The following is a 16,234-nucleotide window of genomic DNA, read 5'->3' as shown; positions in this document are numbered from 1 at the left end:
TCAGGACCTGAGACGCAAGCCCCAATCCAGACCCCGAGGCGCAAACCGCAGCCCGCACGGAACCTGGGGCCCAGGCCCCAGTCCGTCCGGGGGCCGGGGCGCACACCCCGACCCGGGGCCTGGCACACAAACCCCAGCCCCGAGGGCCTGAAACGCCAGTCCCAGCCCACCCAGAGTCCGGGGCCTGGGACGAAAGCCCCCATCCCGGACCTGAGGCGCAGATCCCGGCCCGCCCGAGGTCTGGGGCGGAGCCCCAGTTTCAGGACCTGAGACGCAAGCCCCAATCCGGACCCCGAGGCGCAAACCGCAGCCCGCACGGAACCTGGGGCCCAGGCCCCAGTCCGTCCGGGGGCCGGGGCGGAGCCCCGGTTTCGGGAAGGGGCGGGGTGGGGAACAGCCCGCCGCAGGCGTCACGACCCGCCGGACATCCCCTCGCCCTAACGACTAGCAGTCGCAGCCGCAGTCACAACCATCACAGCAGTCGCAGCTGCAGCAGTCACCGCAGTTACTGCAACAGTCACAACAATCGCAGCAGTCACCGCACTTATGGCACAGCCCCTCACGCGGCTGCCCGCTCCACGGATCGTGGTACGGGTCGCGACAGCACACCTGGCAGGTGCAGCAGAGCCCGCTCCACACCAGGCAGCCCGCGAGCAGCCCCCGCCGACGGCCGTGCGGCGGCCCCGGCGGCTCCGGGGGCGCACCGCCGGGGCCGCCCGGGTTGATCCACGGCGACTGCGGCGGCCCGTAGGAGGACTCCGGCGCACCCGGGGCGCCCAGGGCCCCCGCACCCTCGCCTCCGGTGTGCGCGCATCCCGTCGTACCGAAGGCACGGTCCACCGCGCGCCCCAGCTCATGGACCAGCAGTACATGGGCGAGCCGCCCGGAGCCCGCGCCCGCGAATTCGGTGTCCTTGAGCGCCAGCCGCACCCCGTGCACCGCGTCGTCGCACAGCCTGCGGACCTCGGCGAGGTCGGTCCCGGTGGCCGCGATCGGGTTCCAGGCGCCCGTCTCGGCGTCCTCGGCCAGGTCCTCCACCGCGTCCAGCAGATGCGCCAGCCGCCCGAAGAGGCGGCCAGCCTCCTCCAGCGGCGCCCGGTTGCCGGGCCGCCCGGCCAGTACGGCGGTGTGCCCGAAGGCCGCGGCGGTCGCGGTCTCGGTGGGCTCGGTGACTGTCAGCAGCGGGGTGCCGGGGCCCGCGACGGACTCCAGCTCCTCCTGCCGCCCTACCGCGTCCAGCAGCAGCGCGGTGTCGAAGCCCAGCGCGGCGCCGCTGCGCTCCCCCGCCCGGTCCCACCGCCCGGCCACCCGACGCGCGGCCGCGGCGACCGGCCGCCGGGCCAACGCCCCGTCGCCGTCCGCCACATGGTCACGTACCTTCGCCGAGGCCAGCACCAGCGAGACGGTGGCCGCGAGTCGCGCCCCCTCGCCCCGGGCGACCGACGCCGTCCGCATCCCGCGCAGCGGACAGGGCCCGGCGGTGCGCCGCCAGCCCTCCGACCGTCCGGCCTGGGCCTCCACCAGCACGGATATCACCAGGCCGTCGTAATTGGTGGCGATGCGGGCGAACTGTCCGTGGTCCCCCCTCAACGCGAGGCACAGCCCGCACAAATGCGCCATCCACTCGGTGCGCAGGTTTTCCGACAGCCGATGCCGACAAGGCCGGATAATGCCAAACACCACGTTCCCCGTTCACCCGTACGTCCCCGACGTCACCCGTCCGGCAGCGGCGGAGTCTACCCACCGCTCCGTCAGCCTTCGTAACCAGGTGGAACTCTGATATGGCGCCAGCCGTTGTGCACCAGTAACGTCACGAATCCCCTGTGCGGCCGCAATCCACGTGGCAGACCATCCGCATCATGGACGACCATAGAGGGGCGGACAGTACACACCATCAGGGAGAGGAGGCGTCCATGGGATCGGTACGCAAGGCAAGTGCCTGGCTTGGCCTCGTCGACGACAGCGATGACGAGCGCTACTACGACGACGACTACGCCGAGGGGTCCGAGCCCGGCGACTCCTGGATGACCGACCCGCGAGCGCGGGTGGCCGACGAGACCGCGCGGGACCAGGGCACCCGGATCGCCACGGTCACCCCGGACGGATTCCGGGACGCCCGCGGCATCGGCGAGCTGTTCCGGGAGGGCGTACCGGTCATTGTGAACCTCACGACGATGGAGTCCGCCGACGCCAAGCGGGTGGTGGATTTCATGGCCGGGCTGATCTTCGGGCTGCGGGGCTCGATCGACCGGGTGGCCAACCGCGTCTTCCTCCTCACCCCGGCCGACTTCCAGATCGTCAGCGGACAGTCCGGCCACGCCACGGGCTTCTTCAACCAGAGCTAGCGGGGCCGCTCACCGGAACGCGTCGATTCCGGTGAGCGCCTTGCCCAGCACCAGTTGGTGCATTTCGACGGTGCCCTCATAGGTGAGCACGGACTCCAGATTCGTGGCGTGCCGCATCACCGGATACTCCAGCGAGATCCCATTGGCGCCCAGGATCGTCCGGGCCGTACGGCAGATCTCGATCGCCTCCCGCACATTGTTCAGCTTGCCGAAGCTGACCTGCTCGGGGCGGAGCCGCCCCGCCTCCAGACGCCGCCCCAGATGGTGGGCGAGCAGCACCCCCTTGTGGAGCTCCAGCGCCATGTCGGCCAGCTTGGCCTGGGTGAGCTGGAAGCCGCCGATCGGGCGGCCGAACTGCTCCCGCTCACGCGCGTAGTCCAGCGCCGACTCGAACGCGGAGCGGGCCGCGCCCATCGATCCCCAGATGATGCCGTAGCGGGCGTGGCTCAGACAGCTCAGCGGCCCCCGCAACCCGGTGACCTCGGGCAGCACCGCGTCGGCGGGCAGCCGCACCTCATCCAGGACCAGCTCACTGGTGACCGAGGCGCGCAGCGACCACTTGTGCTTGATGTCGGGGGCCGAGAAGCCCGGCGCGTCGGTGGGGACGATGAAACCGCGGACGCCCTCGTCGGTGCGGGCCCACACCACGGCGACCCCGGCCACCGAGCCATTGGTGATCCACATCTTGCGGCCGGTGAGCACCCAGTCCGAGCCGTCCCGCTTGGCGTGGGTGCGCATCCCGGCCGGGTCCGAGCCGTGGTCGGGCTCGGTCAGCCCGAAGCAGCCGATGACCTCGCCGGAGGCCATCCGCGGCAGCCACCGCTGCTTCTGCTCCTCGGAGCCGAAGCGGTGGATGGCGTACATGGACAGGGAGCCCTGCACCGACATCAGCGAGCGGATCCCGGAGTCGGCGGCCTCCAGCTCCAGACAGGCCAGGCCGTACTGGATCGGGCTGGCGCCCGCACAGCCGTAGCCGGTGAGGGACATCCCGAGCGCGCCGAGGGAGCCGAGCTCCCGGGCCAGCTCGCGGATGCCGGGGACCTCGCCGCGCTCGAACCAGTCGGCGATGTGCGGCAGCACGCGGTCGGCGGCCCACTGCCGCATGGTGTCGCGGACCGCGAGGTCCTCGGGGTCGAGGAGATCGTCGAGCCCCAGCGGGTCGCGCGGATCGAACGACGGCAGGGTGCCAGCGGACATGGGCGGCGGCCTCCGGTGGATGCGGTTCCGGGTACGCCGGGCGGGTGCCGGCCGCCGGGGCGCGTCCTCCCGCCCGGCGGCCGGGCTGATCAGCCCGGCCGACCCGACGCTACGGCCGGGTAACCCCCGACGTCCAGACCCGCCCGCACCGGACCCCGGCCGCGGGCCGGGTCGGCCGGATCGGGCGGGGCCGTTCGGGGGTGTCCGATGGATCGTGACGCCCACGGCAGCATCGCTATGCGGCCCAGCCGAGGGACCGCTACGCGGCCCCGCCGTAAGGGTGGGCTTCGCACCGGGGCCAAGGCCCGAGACCACGGGGTCCAGGCGCCAGGCCACGGGGTCTAGGCCACAGGGCTCCGGCACCGGGGCCCAGGCACCAGGGTCTAGGCCTCGGTCACGGGGTCCAAGCACCGGGGTCCAGGCCCCTGCCCTTGGGCCCAGGCCCCAGAGTCGGGCCCCCGGCCACGTGGCCCAAGCCCCAGGGTCCAGGCCACCGGCCACGGGCCCCAGGCCACGGGGTCCGGGCCACGCGGTCCGGGCCCCAGGAGCGGAGCCCCCGGCCACCGGGTCCAAACACCGGGGTCCAGGCCCCTGCCCCGTAGTCAAGGCGCCAGGGTCCAGGCCTCCGGCCACGGGGTCCAGGGGCGGAGCCCCTGGTAGCGGGAAGGGGCGGGGAGGGGAAAGAACCACCGGGACACCCCGCAGGCCCAAGGGCTCGCCCGGGCTGGGCCCGGGCTGGGCCCGGGCTGGGCCCGGGCTGGGTCGGGGTGACCCAGGCTGACCCCGGCTGACCCAGGGTGGGTCGGTCAGGACTCCGCGGCGACGGTGGCGCGGTCGAGGCGGGCCGGAGCGTCCGTACCGTCCGGCCCCTGCTGGCCCGCAGCGCCCCGCCGCTCCGCCGGACCCCGCTGCTCCCCCGGGCCCCGCTGCTCCGCAGGCCCCTGTCGCTCCGCCGGTTCCTGGGCGGACTCCTCGTCCTCGTTGTCGGCGGCGCACTCCATCGCCTTGGGCAGCCGCAACGCGGCCAGCGCGCCGAGCAGCAGCAGACCGGCGCTGACCACGAGCGTGACATGCAGACCGTGGACGAAGGCGGCGCGGGAGGCCGACCGCAGGGCCTCCCCGGCGTGACCGCCGAGCCGGTCGGAGACCTTGTACGCGGCGCCCAGCGACTGGCTCGCGTCGGAACTGGCGGAGGCGGAGACACCGTGCACCGAGGAGACGCCGGGCTTGTAGGCGGCGTTCATGACGCTGCCGAGGAGGGCGATGCCGATCCCGGCGCCGAGCTGGTAGGAGGTCTCGCCGATGGCGGCCGCACCGCCCGCGGAACCGGCCGACGCCTCGTTGAGCATGGACTCGTACGCGCTGAAGAGCGTGGTCTCCAGCCCGAAGCCCAGGACGATGAAGCCGCCGACCAGCACGGCGGGCCGGTCGGACTGGCCCATGGCGGTGAGCGAGAGCACGGCGAGCGCGGTGAGCGCGAAGCCGACCGCGACCATGACCCGCGGGCCGAGCCACTGGAGCACCCGGGACCCCACGAGCCCGGCGGCCATGGCGGCGAAGGTGAGCGGCAGCAGCCTCAGACCCGTCTCGAGCGGGGTGAGCCCGAGCACGAGCTGGAGGTACTGGGCGGCTATGAGCTCCAGTCCGACGAGCGCCAGCAGGGCGAGCACGATACAGCCGACCGAGATCGAGAAGGCGGGCCGGGTGAACAGCTTGAGGTCCACCAGCGGATGCGTACGGCGGCGCTGGCGGCGGACGAAGAACACCAGCAGCACCGCCCCGATCAGCACCGGGGCGACGGTCACTGCGTCCAGCGGCCCCGCGCCGCTGCCCACCCGCTTGACGCCGAGGACGACGCAGAACAGCCCGCACGCGGCCATGAGCGCGCCCAGCACGTCCCAGGGGCCGTTCTTGTCGCCCGTGGACTCCGGCAGCAGCCAGCGGCCGACGGGCAGCGCCACGACCATCAGGGGCAGGTTGACCAGGAAGACCGAGCCCCACCAGAAGTTCTCCACCAGGAAGCCGCCGAGCAGCGGGCCGACGGCCGCGCCGACGGCGGCGACCGCGCTCCAGATGCCTATCGCCAGCGCCCGTTCCCGGCGGTCCGGGAAGACCTGGCGGAGTATCGACAGGGTGGCAGGCATGATCATCGCGCCGCCGACGCCCAGCAGGGCGCGGGCCACGATGAGGATCTGGGGGTTGGGGGCGAAGGCGGCGATCGCGGAGGCGGCGCCGAAGAGCCCGTAGCCGAGCAGCAGGACGCGTCGTCTGCCGACGCGGTCGCCGAGGGTGCCGAAGAGGATCAGCAGCGAGGCGCAGACCAGTGGGTAGACGTCCACGATCCACAGCAGTTCGATCGCGCCGGGGCGCAGATCCTCGGTCACGGCCGGGACCGCGACATGGAGCACGGTCGCGTCCACCGCGACGAGCAGCAGGCTGACGCAGAGCACGAGGAGCACGACCCAGCGGTTGGCCCCGCCGCTCGCCTCGGTGCCGCGCCATTGCCGGGGAACGCCCGCCGTCCGCCGATTGCCGGCCGTGGTCGTCCCGGACATGTACGCACCTCCCTGGGGCTTGCGCTCGCGGTCCGCCGTCGTGTCGGGCGGTACGTCACGTCGTGGGGACGTCCCGGGTGACCCCGGTGGCGAAGGCGCGAGTGAGAGGTCAGGGTACGCGAGTCCCCGCGTGAGCCGTGTGCCGCAGGTCATGTTGGGGCCGGCCCGCGGATGGATACGGAGGCGTACGTTCCAGACTTCCCCTTTTGTCCCCCGCTCCTCCCTCGGCCCCCCGCTTCTCCCCCGCCGCTCCGCCGTCGCTCCTGCGTTCTCCCGGCGTTCTCCCGACGTCCTCCCGGTGTCACCCTCGCGTTTCACCTGCGTCCGCCCACGTCCACCAGCGGCGTCCAGGGTTATCCACAGGCCGCGCGGGCGGTCCGGATCATCCTCGATAATCGTCGCCGTGACTGATCTCGCCCAGACCGGCGCCGCGCCGCCCAGCGACGACGGCCGACCGGGCCGCGCCGCTGGTCGCGCGCTGCGCCGGGCAGCTCCGGCACTGCTCGCGTATGCGGGGACGCGCCTGCTCGGGCTGGTGGTTCTCGCGATCTGGGGCGCCTTCGCGGACAAGAGCCCGCACCAGCTGCTCTCCGCGCGCTGGGATTCGCTGTGGTACACCCGCATCGCCGAGGAGGGGTACGGCTACACGATCTATCTGCCCGACGGCGCGGTCCACTCCAACCTGGCGTTCTTCCCCCTGCTCCCCGGGCTGGAGCGAGTGATATCGGCCATGGCCCCGCTGGGCGCGGCCGATGCCGGTCTGCTGGTGAGCTCGATCACGTCCCTGTTCGCCGCCTGGGGGATCTTCGCGGTCGGGGACCTGCTGTACGGATGGCGGGTGGGCGTCACGCTGGCCGTGCTGTGGGGTGTGCTGCCGGTCGGGATCGTGCAGTCGATGGCGTATTCGGAGTCCCTTTTCACGGCCCTGGCCGCGTGGGGGGTCTACGCGGCGCTCACCCGGCGGTGGCTGTGGGCGGGGCTGTGTGCGGCGCTGGCGGGGCTCACCCGGCCGGTGGGCGCGGCGGTGGTCGCGGCGGTCTGGGCGGCGGCCGGGGCGGAGCTGCTGCCCGGCGGGCGCTGGCGCCACGCGTGGCGCACGGATCGGAGTCTGCTCGCGGGCGCCGTGCTGGCGCCGCTCGGCTGGCTCGGCTATGTGGTGTGGGTCTCCGTCCACACCGGAAGCCCCACCGGCTACTTCGAGGTGCAGAACGGCTGGGGCAACGGCTTCGACGGCGGTGTGGCCTTCGCGGGCTTCATCGGGGGGCGGCTGATCGAGCCGCCCTTCGTGGCCGGGCTCGGGCTGCTGCTCGGCACCGGGGCGCTGGTCTGGCTGGCGGTCCGCTGTGTGGGGCAGCGCCAGCCGCCGCCGCTGCTGGCGTACGGAGGTGCGGTGCTCGTCCTGGCGGTGGCCGCGAAGGGGTATTTCGGCTCCAAGCCCCGGCTGCTGATACCGGCCTTCCCGCTGCTGCTGCCGATCGCGGTCGCCCTGGCCCGGCTGCGCCCGGTGCGCACCGCGCTGGTGCTGGGCTCGGTGGGGCTCGCCTCCGCGGTGTACGGGGCCTTCTGGCTGCACGGCACCGGGCCGCCCTGATCCGGCCACCGCGGCGATCCGGCCACCGCCGTGATCCTCCCTACCCTGATCCGCCCACCGCCGTGGTCCGGCCCCCGCCGCGATCCGGCCACCCCGACCGGCCGGGCGGAGCCCCGCCGACGGTCGCTCCCGGCCGACCGGCGACACCGGGGGAAACTTCGGGGAACGCTTTGGCTAATGGGCGATAAACACGCCCTGTAAGAAATCCATAAAGCCCCCGAGACACGCCCATTGGAAGGCCGGGAGCAGAAAAGCCCCGAGACCTCGTGCATTCCATGGAAAGAGCGCGGCCAAAAGGCGTTGACGAGACGCACTCCACATCACATCGTCATCACAAAGCGACCTGATCGACCGAACTGGCCTGTCACGCAATGTAACGTCGATTAGGTGCGTACCGAAGACAAGCTCCCCGCGACCGAGGAGCGAAGGCCCGATCCCGCGCGACCGCGCATGACCCGAACACGCTTCTGGCTGCTCGGGACCACGCTGGCGGTCTACGCGGCGACCGTGATCGGCGTGCTGACCACCTCATGGCTGGTGAAGCTCGACTGGCAGGTCATGCTCTTCCGGCCCTACAAGCAGTGGCCGGAGTTCCACACCCTCCTGGACTACTTCGTGGTCATGGGCCAGCGCGGGCCCACCGCCGTGGCCGTCGCCGCCTGGCTGGGGTGGTGCTGCCACCGGCAGCGCACCCTGCGTCCGCTGCTGGCGCTGGGCACCTCCCTGCTGCTGCTGAACGCGACCGTGGGCGCGGTGAAGATCGGCTTCGGCCGGCTCGGTCCGCACTACGCGACCACCGTCGGGTCCAATGAGATGTGGCGCACCGGCGATATATTTCCTTCGGGCCACACCGCGAACGCCGTGGTCACCTGGGGCATTCTGGCCTATCTGGCGACCACCCCGGTGGCCCGCAGGGTCGCCTCGCTGATCGCCGCGGGCTTCGCCTTCGGGGTCGGCATGACCACCGTCTACCTCGGCACCCACTGGCTGAGCGATGTGGTGCTGGGCTGGGCCGCCGGGGTGCTGGTGCTGCTGGCGCTGCCCTGGATGGAGCCCGCCATGGCCCGCGCCGAGGTGCTGCTGCTGACCCTGTGGCACCGGCTGCGCCAGGGCCGGGCCCCCGTGCCGGTGCCGTCCGGGCCGCCGGTCGCCGGGACCCCGCTGGCCACCCCGCGCACCGCCCGCGACGACGACCTGCCCACCCGCGAGCCCGTGGCCGTGGTCCGGCCAGGCACCGCCACCGGCCGGAGCCCCGACGGGCGGCCCCTCCACCCGGTCCGCCAGCACACGGTGCGCTCCGAGCGCACCCCGGTCACCCCGGTCGGCAGCCGTCGGCCGCCGCACGCCGACCGGGTGCCGCGTACGACGGCTCCCTTCGGCCCCTCCGGTGCCTCCCGGGGCCGGACGGCCGCGGGAGGCTGAGCCACCCGCCGGACCGCGGGGCGGTACGCACCCCCTCCCCCGCGCCGGCCGGCCACGGTCATGCCACGGCCCCGGAACGCTCCAGCGGGAGCGTTCCGGGGCCGCCGTCGTGCCCGCCGCCCCGCCAGCCGCGCCCGTCAGCCGCGCCAGCAGCGCTTCACCGTGCCCCCGTCCACCTCGAAGTCGATCCGCCCCCGCAGATACTCCATGGTGATGATCGCGCCCGGCGGAAGCGTCCGTACGGTGCTCCAGCCGCGGGTGCGCGCCCTCTCCTCGGCGATACCGGCATCAAGGCCCACATAGCTGTCGAGGTCGTCGTCGGGTTCGGCCGGAAGGTTCGGTACAGATCCCATGACAGCCACCGTAGGTGGCTCCCCACGGGTGGCAAACCCAGAGTTGCCATGAACCGCCGTGGGACTACCACCGCACCATGCCTCTCACGGCCGCCATTCGTCACACTTGTGTCACAGAAAACACGCCCGGGTTTGTGAGCGACTTCTTCACTCTTCCGTGGCTTGTGTTGACGGCTCGAAGATGATTGCGAGTTTTCGTCGATATCCCGCGCCAAACGGCCGGATCCGGTATAGGCGGTGGCGCGCGGGCGGGATCCGTTCGAACAATTCCCGCGGCGGCCGGAAAAGCACGGCCCGGACCCTTGCGGACCCCTCCGGAGCGCACAATTCCACCACAAATCGCCGGGCCCAAGCCCGGGGTTCCGGGACCCAAGCCCGAGGTTTACGCCCACCCGGACGCGGTACCCGCCGCCCCGGAGCCAACATGACTGACAGATCCGATGAAACCCCCGAGAAGACGGCGGCCGGCGGTCCGAGTCCGCTGGCGCTCCTGCGTGCCGCCCGTGAGCAGCTCGCCGAGCTGACGGGCCTGTACCCGGAGTCCCTTCCCCGCATGGAACGGACCGACGACGGATGGCTGCTGGAGGCCGAGGTGGTGGAGCTGGAACGGGTGCCGGAGACGATGAGCCTGATGGCCCTGTACGAGGTGACCCTCGACCCGGACGGCCTGCTGACCGGCTACCGCCGCCTACGCCGCTACGAGCGCGGCCGGAGCGACCGCCGCTGACGCCGGCGGGGGACCGGACGCCACCGGAAACGAGAGGACCCACCCGACATGACCACTGTTGTCCCGGCACAGCAATCCAGGGGCGGGGGCGGCACCAGCGGCCTGTACGACGTCCTGGAGCTCATCCTCGACCGGGGGCTGGTGATCGACGCGTTCATCCGCGTCTCCCTGGTCGGCATCGAAATACTCAAGATCGACGTTCGGATCGTGGTCGCGAGCGTCGACACCTATCTGCGGTTCGCCGAGGCGTGCAACCGCCTGGACCTGGAGTCGGGGCAGAACAAGTCCCCCGGGCTGCCCGAGGTCTTCGAGGGCATCACCGAGAACGGCGCGCGGTCCAAGACCAAGGGCGCCCTCTCCGGCGCCGGTGACACCGTCTCCAAGGCCGCCCAGAGCGTGGCCGACGCGATCCGGCCGTCGGAGGAGGAAGAGGAGGAGGAAGAGCCGCGCCGCCGCCGTCCGGCCCGTAAGGCGGCGCCCCGGAAGTCCGAGGAGTCCTCATGAGTACGTATGTCTACGGCATCGCTCGGGGCGAGGTCGCGGACCTGGGCGATCGGCTGCTGGGCATCGGCGACCCCCCGCTGCCGGTCCGGGCGCTGAACGAGGGCGAGCTGGCCGCGATCGTCAGCGACTGCCCGCCCGAGCTCAAGCCCCGGCGCCGCGATCTGCTGGCCCACCAGCACGTGCTGGCCGAGGTCGGCGACTCCCGCGCGGTGCTGCCGATGCGGTTCGGCAGCGTCTCCTCAAGCGACGATGACGTCCGCAGCGTGCTGGCCGAGCACGCCGACCGCTACCAGGACCAGCTGAACCGGCTGACCGACCGGGTGGAGTACAACGTCAAGGCCGTGCACGACGAGGACGCGGTGCTCCACCAGGTGCTCGCCGAGGAGCCTGAGCTGCGGATGATGGCGGAGGCCAACCGGGCGGCGGGCGGCGGCACCTATGAGGACCGGGTGCGCTTCGGCGAGCTGATGGCTAGCGCGGTACGGGCCCGTGAGGTGCGGGACGCGAAGCTGGTGGAGGAGGCGCTGGCGCCGACCGCCGAGGAGGTGCGGCCCGGCCCGGAGAGCGGCGGCTGGTTTGTGAGCCTGTCGCTGCTGGTCGGCGACGGCGCCGCCGATCCGCTGCTGTCGGCCGCCGCCGACCTGGAGCGGGCCCATCCCTGGCTGAGGCTGCGGATCAACGGTCCGCTGCCGCCGTACAGCTTCGTCGAATCCTGATGCTGATGATCGGCTGGGTGCTGAGGCAGGTCGTCGCCGCGGCGGAGCGGGAGTACTACGACCCGGCCAACATCCAGCGGGCCCTGGGCGAGCTGGAGGCCCAGCTCGACCAGGGCGTGATCGACGAGGAGGAGTTCGAGCGGCAGGAGGACGTGCTGCTCGACCGGTTGGAGGAGGCACGCCAGTGGGCGAACGGGACTCTGTGACCACCCGGGGCGGTGTGGCCCCGACGGCCGGCGGCTATGGCTCACCGGCGTCGTCGCTCGGCTCCTCGGGGTCGTACGGCCTGGCCGGACGGGGCGAGGGCGGGGCGAACCTCGCCGACATCCTTGAGCGGGTGCTCGACAAGGGTGTGGTGATCGCGGGCGATATCCGCATCAATCTGCTCGACATCGAACTTCTCACGATCAAGCTGCGGCTGATCGTGGCCTCGGTCGATAAGGCGAAGGAGATGGGCATCGACTGGTGGGAGCACGACCCGTCGCTCTCCTCGCGCGCCAGGACCGGGGTGGACGGCGGCGAGCAGGCCGAGGTGACCCGCCGGGAGACCACCGAGGTCACCGGCCGGAGCGCCCGCGAGGATGCCGAGGCCACCAGCGGGGAGAAGCGGGAGACCACCGTATGACCGACGCACTGCGGTACGCCTACGCGGTCGTGCGCGACACCGGTGCGCCGGAGGCCGCCCTGGACGCCCTCACCGCCCTGGAGGGGGTGACCGGCGTAGCGGACGAACCGGTGTACGCCGTACGCCACCTGGGGCTCGCCGTGCTGGCGGGCGCCGTACCTGCCGAGGACTACGACGAGGGCCCGCTGCGGAAGCGGCTGGAGGACATGGCCTGGCTGGAGAGGATGGCCCGGGCCCATCAGCGGGTGGTCGACACCGCCGGGGCCGAGGTTTGTGTCATACCGGTCCGGCTGGCCACCGTGTGCCTCGGCGACGAGGGGCTGCGGCGGATGCTCGCCACCGGCCGGGAGCGGTTCACCTCGGCGCTGGACCGGCTGGAGGGCCGGGTCGAATGGGGCGTCAAGGCGTACGCCACCCAGCCCGCCGCCGAAGAGCCCCCCGCCGGGGCCGCGAACGCCGCCGACGCCCCCGGCACTCCAAGCGCTCCGAACTCCCCGGGCGCCATGTCCGGCCGCGACTACCTGCGCCGCCGCAAGGCCCAGCGGCAGGCCGCCGAGCGGCGCTGGGGCGATACGGAGGAGGGCGCACGGCTGGTACACGACACCCTCAGCGGGCTGGCCGAGCAGTCCCGGCTGCATCCGCCGCAGGACCCCCGGCTGTCGGGGATCTCCGAGCGCAATGTGCTGAACGCCGCGTATCTGGTGCGGCGCGAGCACAGCGCCGACTTCGCCGAGCGGGTCGGTGGGCTGGCCGGGCGGACGCCCGCGCTGCGGGTGGAGCTGACCGGTCCATGGGCGCCGTACTCCTTCACCGCCATGGACGAGACCTCCGACGCTGAAGGCGCTGGCGGCGCTGGCGGCGCTGGCGGCGCCGAAGGGAAGACCGAGGACGCGGGGGCGGACGGATGACGATGGCCCCCGAGGGCCCCCTGGCCCATCAGCAGATCGCCCTGGTGGACGTGTTGGACCGGCTGCTGGCGGGCGGCGTGGTGATCACCGGTGATCTGACCCTGCGGATCGCCGACGTCGATCTGGTCCGCATCGATCTGCGCGCGCTCATCAGCTCGGTCAACGCCAATGTGCCGTCCCCGTGGGAGGAACCGTGAGCCGCAAGCTGGAGCTGGACCAGGACACCGTCGAACGCGATCTGATGAAGCTGGTGCTCACCGTCGTGGAGCTGCTGCGCCAGCTCATGGAGCGGCAGGCGCTGCGCCGGGTTGACCAGGGCGATCTGACGGAGGACCAGGAGGAGCGGATCGGGCTGACGCTGATGCTCCTGGAGGACCGGATGGGCACGCTCTGCGACCGCTACGGCATCGCACCCTCCGATCTCAATCTCGACCTTGGGCCACTCGGTCCGCTCCTGTCCCCGAGGGAGTGACGCTCGGGGCAGCTCCCCGGATCGCACCGCCCGCGGGGCGATCATGTCGGTACCCGCCCAGGACACGGTCGGTACCCGCCCAGGACACGGAGGAGTCCCGATGGCGACAGAGACCGCGCGGACCGCCGGTCAGGTACGGGAGACGCGGCAGGGCAGTGTGCTGGTGGACTGGCTCACCACCACCGACCACAAGAAGATCGGGCATCTGTATCTGATCTCGTCGTTCGGCTTCTTCCTCGTCGGCGGCGTGCTGGCGATGGTGATGCGCGCCGAGCTGGCCCGTCCGGGCCTCCAGATCGTCTCGCAGGAGGAGTTCAACCAGGCGTTCACCCTGCATGGCACGATCATGCTGCTGCTGTTCGCGACCCCGGCGTTCGCGGGGTTCGCCAACGAGATCATGCCGCTGCAGATCGGGGCGCCCGATGTGGCCTTTCCTCGTCTCAACATGCTGTCGTACTGGCTGTATGTGTTCGGCGGGCTGATCGTGGTGGCCGGTCTGCTGGTGCCGGGGGGCACCGCGGACTTCGGCTGGACCGCCTATGCCCCGCTCAACAGCGCGATCCGCTCGCCCGGTGTCGGCGCCGATATGTGGATCATGGGGCTGGCGCTGTCGGGGTTCGGGACGATCCTGGGCGCGGTGAACTTCCTGACCACCATCATGGCGATGCGCGCGCCGGGCATGACGATGTTCCGGATGCCGATCTTCACCTGGAACACCCTCTTCACCTCGATCATGATCCTGATGGCGTTCCCGGTGCTGGCGGCGGCGCTGCTGGCACTGGAGGCGGACCGGCGGTTCGGGGCGGTGGTCTTCGACGCCCGGTACGGCGGGCCGCTGCTGTGGCAGCACCTCTTCTGGTTCTTCGGCCATCCCGAGGTCTACATCATCGCGCTGCCGTTCTTCGGCATCATCAGCGAGATCATCCCGGTCTTCTCGCGCAAGCCGATCTTCGGCTATGTGACGCTGATCGGTGCGACCATGGCCATCACCGGGCTGTCGATGGTGGTCTGGGCCCACCACATGTTCGCCACCGGATCGGTTCTGCTGCCCTTCTTCTCGCTGATGTCGTTTCTGATCGCGGTGCCGACCGGGGTGAAGTTCTTCAACTGGATCGGCACCATGCTGGGCGGTTCGGTGTCCCTGGAGGCGCCGATGCTGTGGGCGGTCGGCTTCCTGGTGAGCTTTCTCTTCGGGGGGCTCACCGGCGTCATCCTGGCCTCACCGCCGCTGGACTTCCATGTCACGGACACCTACTTCGTCGTGGCCCACTTCCACTACGTGGTCTTCGGGACGGTGGTCTTCGCGATGTTCGCTGGCTTCTACTTCTGGTGGCCCAAGTTCACCGGGAAGCTGCTGGACGAGCGGCTGGCCAAGATCCACTTCTGGACGCTGTTCACCGGCTTCCACACCACCTTCCTGGTGCAGCACTGGCTGGGCGTGGAGGGGATGCCGCGCCGCTACGCCGACTATCTGGCGGCGGACGGCTTCACCGCGCTCAACACCGTCTCCACGATCGGCTCGTTCCTGCTGGGCATGTCGACCCTGCCGTTCCTCTACAACGTCTGGAAGACGGCCAAGTACGGCAAGAAGGTGGAGGTGGACGACCCCTGGGGGTTCGGCCGCTCCCTGGAGTGGGCGACCTCCTGTCCCCCGCCCCGGCACAACTTCACCACCCTCCCCAGGGTCCGCTCCGAGTCACCGGCCTTCGATCTGAACCATCCCGAAGTGGCGGGCCTGGAGCAGGAGAAGGACCAGCGGCTGAAGCCGCGCTGAAGCCGCGGGGCCCGGTCAGCCCAGGGCCCGGTCCAGGCGGTCCCTGAGCTCCCGGATGTGGTCGTTCAGCTCCACCGGCTCGCGCACCTCGAAGTCAAAGCCGCTCAGCGCGATATGGACGACCAGGGCGTCGAGGCGGTGGGCGCCGGTGTGCAGCAGACAGCCGTGCTCGTCCACCGCCTCCAGCACCCCCACCGTGGGCGGGAAGTACTCGGCCGCCCGCTCGGCGGGCACCCGCAGCAGCACGGTGGCCCGCTGGGCGTAGACGGAGGTGGTGATGCCCCGGGCCACATAGGCGGCGATGTCGTCGGCGGGCGGGCGGCGCGGGGTGAAGCGGGGGCCGTGCGGCGGGGTCGGGGTGATCCGGTCGACCCGGTACGTACGCCAGTCCGCGCGTTCCACATCCCAGGCGACCAGGTACCAGCGGCGCTGTGCGGCGACCAGCCGGTGCGGTTCGGCGGTGCGGCGAGTGACCGCACCGCCGTGGTCGCGGTACTCGAAGCGCAGCTGATGGCAGTCCCGGCAGGCGGCGGCCAGCTCGGTCAGCACCCCGGGGTCCACCCCGGGGCCGTCGCTCCAGCCGGACAGCGGCACGGTGAAGGCGGTCAGCGCGCCCACCCGGCGGCGCAGCCGGTCCGGCAGCACCTGCTCCAGCTTGGCCAGGGCCCGTACCGAGGTCTCCTCGATGCCCTCGACCCCGCCGCCCGTCGCCTGGCGCAGCCGCACCGCGACCGCCACCGCCTCCTCGTCGTCCAGCAGCAGCGGCGGCAGCTGGGCGCCCGCGCCCAGCTGATAGCCGCCGCCGGTGCCCGGCGCCGAGTGCACGGGGTAGCCGAGCTCGCGCAGCCGGTCGACATCGCGGCGCACGGTGCGCGGGGTGACCCCGAGCCGGTCGGCGAGGTCGGCACCGGACCATTCGCGGTGGGCCTGCAGCAGGGAGAGCAGGCGGAGCAGACGGGCCGAGGTCTCCAGCATGCGGCCGAGTCTGCCACCGGTCGAGGACAGCCTCCGTCCTCAAGCCCGTCCCGGTTCTCCCAACACCCCG

At 71.9% G+C, this 16,234-nt stretch carries 17 protein-coding genes; 12 read left to right on the top strand and 5 right to left on the bottom strand.

Going from position 1 to position 16,234, the window contains the following annotated elements:
• Window positions 1-444: 444 nt before the first annotated feature.
• The gene (locus tag VT50_RS31370) at window positions 445-1,680 is read right to left on the bottom strand and encodes a DUF5685 family protein (RefSeq protein ID WP_075200228.1); all 1,236 of its coding nucleotides are present in this window, start codon (window positions 1,678-1,680) and stop codon (window positions 445-447) included.
• Between the two features lie 233 nt (window positions 1,681-1,913).
• Between VT50_RS31370 and VT50_RS31365 the strand changes: the two genes are divergently transcribed.
• Entirely contained in the window at window positions 1,914-2,345 is a 432-nt protein-coding gene (locus VT50_RS31365; protein WP_037949899.1) for a cell division protein SepF, read from the top strand.
• Window positions 2,346-2,354: 9 nt separating this feature from the next.
• Here VT50_RS31365 and VT50_RS31360 read toward each other — a convergent pair whose 3' ends face one another.
• Entirely contained in the window at window positions 2,355-3,542 is a 1,188-nt protein-coding gene (locus tag VT50_RS31360) for an acyl-CoA dehydrogenase family protein (RefSeq protein ID WP_046083882.1), read from the bottom strand.
• Between the two features lie 806 nt (window positions 3,543-4,348).
• Window positions 4,349-6,097, bottom strand: coding sequence for an MFS transporter (locus VT50_RS31355; protein WP_075200225.1), 1,749 nt, complete (start codon window positions 6,095-6,097; stop codon window positions 4,349-4,351).
• A gap of 403 nt (window positions 6,098-6,500) precedes the next feature.
• Between VT50_RS31355 and VT50_RS31350 the strand changes: the two genes are divergently transcribed.
• Both VT50_RS31350 and VT50_RS31345 read left to right on the top strand, forming a co-directional pair.
• On the top strand, window positions 6,501-7,688 hold the full coding sequence (locus tag VT50_RS31350; RefSeq protein WP_046083883.1) for a membrane protein: 1,188 nt from the start codon (window positions 6,501-6,503) through the stop codon (window positions 7,686-7,688).
• 387 nt (window positions 7,689-8,075) lie between these two features.
• Window positions 8,076-9,110 (top strand): phosphatase PAP2 family protein, encoded by a 1,035-nt coding sequence (locus VT50_RS31345; protein ID WP_046083884.1) that lies wholly within the window; start codon window positions 8,076-8,078, stop codon window positions 9,108-9,110.
• A gap of 137 nt (window positions 9,111-9,247) precedes the next feature.
• Here the strand turns inward: VT50_RS31345 and VT50_RS31340 are convergent, their stop codons facing one another.
• The gene (locus tag VT50_RS31340; protein ID WP_046083885.1) at window positions 9,248-9,463 is read right to left on the bottom strand and encodes an I78 family peptidase inhibitor; all 216 of its coding nucleotides are present in this window, start codon (window positions 9,461-9,463) and stop codon (window positions 9,248-9,250) included.
• A 424-nt stretch (window positions 9,464-9,887) separates the two neighbouring features.
• Between VT50_RS31340 and gvpO the strand changes: the two genes are divergently transcribed.
• The 9 genes from gvpO (at window position 9,888) to ctaD (ending at window position 15,189) form a co-directional block, all read left to right on the top strand.
• Window positions 9,888-10,190: a gas vesicle protein GvpO gene (gene gvpO / locus VT50_RS31335; RefSeq protein WP_046083886.1), complete on the top strand. Its 303-nt coding sequence runs from the start codon at window positions 9,888-9,890 to the stop codon at window positions 10,188-10,190.
• 48 nt (window positions 10,191-10,238) lie between these two features.
• Window positions 10,239-10,694: a gas vesicle structural protein GvpA gene (locus VT50_RS31330; RefSeq protein ID WP_046083887.1), complete on the top strand. Its 456-nt coding sequence runs from the start codon at window positions 10,239-10,241 to the stop codon at window positions 10,692-10,694.
• On the top strand, window positions 10,691-11,410 hold the full coding sequence (locus VT50_RS31325) for a GvpL/GvpF family gas vesicle protein (RefSeq protein WP_046083888.1): 720 nt from the start codon (window positions 10,691-10,693) through the stop codon (window positions 11,408-11,410). The genes VT50_RS31330 and VT50_RS31325 overlap by 4 nt, the downstream gene beginning before the upstream one ends.
• Before the next feature lie 5 nt (window positions 11,411-11,415).
• The gene (locus tag VT50_RS31320; RefSeq protein WP_420822243.1) at window positions 11,416-11,616 is read left to right on the top strand and encodes a gas vesicle protein GvpG; all 201 of its coding nucleotides are present in this window, start codon (window positions 11,416-11,418) and stop codon (window positions 11,614-11,616) included.
• 80 nt (window positions 11,617-11,696) lie between these two features.
• Window positions 11,697-12,035, top strand: coding sequence for a gas vesicle protein (locus VT50_RS40715; RefSeq protein ID WP_046083909.1), 339 nt, complete (start codon window positions 11,697-11,699; stop codon window positions 12,033-12,035).
• Window positions 12,032-12,943, top strand: coding sequence for a GvpL/GvpF family gas vesicle protein (locus VT50_RS31310; RefSeq protein WP_053048386.1), 912 nt, complete (start codon window positions 12,032-12,034; stop codon window positions 12,941-12,943). The genes VT50_RS40715 and VT50_RS31310 overlap by 4 nt, the downstream gene beginning before the upstream one ends.
• Complete coding sequence (locus VT50_RS31305; RefSeq protein WP_014059691.1) at window positions 12,940-13,140, top strand: gas vesicle protein; 201 nt, start codon at window positions 12,940-12,942, stop codon at window positions 13,138-13,140. Before VT50_RS31310 ends, VT50_RS31305 begins: the two co-directional genes overlap by 4 nt.
• On the top strand, window positions 13,137-13,415 hold the full coding sequence (locus VT50_RS31300; protein WP_044577531.1) for a gas vesicle protein K: 279 nt from the start codon (window positions 13,137-13,139) through the stop codon (window positions 13,413-13,415). Before VT50_RS31305 ends, VT50_RS31300 begins: the two co-directional genes overlap by 4 nt.
• A 100-nt stretch (window positions 13,416-13,515) precedes the next feature.
• On the top strand, window positions 13,516-15,189 hold the full coding sequence (ctaD, locus tag VT50_RS31295; RefSeq protein WP_046083890.1) for an aa3-type cytochrome oxidase subunit I: 1,674 nt from the start codon (window positions 13,516-13,518) through the stop codon (window positions 15,187-15,189).
• A 15-nt stretch (window positions 15,190-15,204) separates the two neighbouring features.
• Here the strand turns inward: ctaD and VT50_RS31290 are convergent, their stop codons facing one another.
• Window positions 15,205-16,164, bottom strand: coding sequence for a helix-turn-helix transcriptional regulator (locus VT50_RS31290; RefSeq protein ID WP_046083891.1), 960 nt, complete (start codon window positions 16,162-16,164; stop codon window positions 15,205-15,207).
• Window positions 16,165-16,234 lie beyond the last annotated feature (70 nt).

Source organism: Streptomyces antioxidans (genome assembly GCF_000968685.2).
In the GTDB taxonomy this organism is placed as follows: domain Bacteria; phylum Actinomycetota; class Actinomycetes; order Streptomycetales; family Streptomycetaceae; genus Streptomyces; species Streptomyces antioxidans.
Note: the sequence above shows the minus strand (reverse complement) of the source record. Positions and strands in the feature narration are given on the sequence as shown.